Source organism: Microbacterium sp. Bi128 (assembly GCF_918698205.1).
The window spans coordinates 1-1,114 of the sequence record NZ_CAKKMM010001582.1 but is presented as its reverse complement, the minus strand read 5'-3'; the positions used below and the strand labels follow the sequence as shown (position 1 = coordinate 1,114).

The window sequence follows — 1,114 nt, the reverse complement described above, 5'->3', positions numbered from 1 at the left end:
GTGCGCACACCACCATCACCACCCGGTTCCCGAAGGACGCCGCCCGCCGCTTCGCTGCGATGGAGGACAGCGCCGACTGGCTGCACCGGCTCCGGATCGTGGGCATCGACCTCCGTGACCCGTCCCAGGTGATGGCCCTGACGGATTCCCTGGATGCCGCCGGACCGCTGGACATCATCATCAACAACGCGGCCCAGACCGTGCGGCGCTCCGGCAACGCCTACAAGCCGCTCGTCGACGCCGAGGACGAGCCGCTGCCCGCCGCCCTCCAGGCCGCCAACGGGGGCCCGGAGCTTGTCACGTTCGGCCACGCCCACGACAAGCACCCGCTTGCCCTCGCCAGCAGCGTGCTCGACCATCCCGTGCTGGCCGGGGACGCGATCACGTCCCTGGCCCTGTCCACAGGGTCGGCGTCGCTGGAGCGGATTGCCTCCGGCACCGCGATCGACGCGGGCGGACTGGTCCCGGACCTCGCCACCATCAACAGATGGACCCAGGTGCTGGACGACGTGGACCCGCTGGAGATGCTCGAAGTGCAGTTGTGCAACGTGACGGCTCCGTTCCTGCTGGTCAGCCGGCTGCGGGGGGCCATGAAGCGCTCCACCGCGCGGCGGAAATACATCGTCAATGTCAGCGCCATGGAAGGCCAGTTCTCCCGCGCCTACAAGGGCCCCGGGCACCCGCACACGAACATGGCCAAGGCGGCGCTGAACATGATGACGCGAACCAGCGCCCAGGAAATGCTCGACGCCGACGGCATCCTCATGACGGCCGTGGACACCGGCTGGATCACGGACGAACGGCCGCACTACACCAAAGTCCGCCTCATGGAAGAGGGCTTCCACGCACCCCTGGACCTCGTTGACGGCGCCGCCCGCGTGTACGACCCCATCGTGATGGGCGAATCCGGCGAGGACCAGTACGGCGTGTTCCTCAAGGACTACAAGCCCAGTCCCTGGTGACCGGCGCCGGCCGGCCGCGGCGTCCTTCACTTACGTGTCCGCTGCGGGACCTATGGCCCTAATCGGGGTCCGGGCCGGCCCGTAGTGTGGCTCGACATGGACTCAACCACGCCCTCGCCGGAATTCTCGCTGACCATGGACCAGTGCTGGGC

At 68.4% G+C, this 1,114-nt stretch carries 1 pseudogene; it reads left to right on the top strand.

Annotation, left to right across the window (positions count from 1 at the left end):
• Positions 1-962, top strand: a pseudogene (locus tag LQV45_RS34705) (short-chain dehydrogenase); the annotation flags it as partial.
• Positions 963-1,114 lie beyond the last annotated feature (152 nt).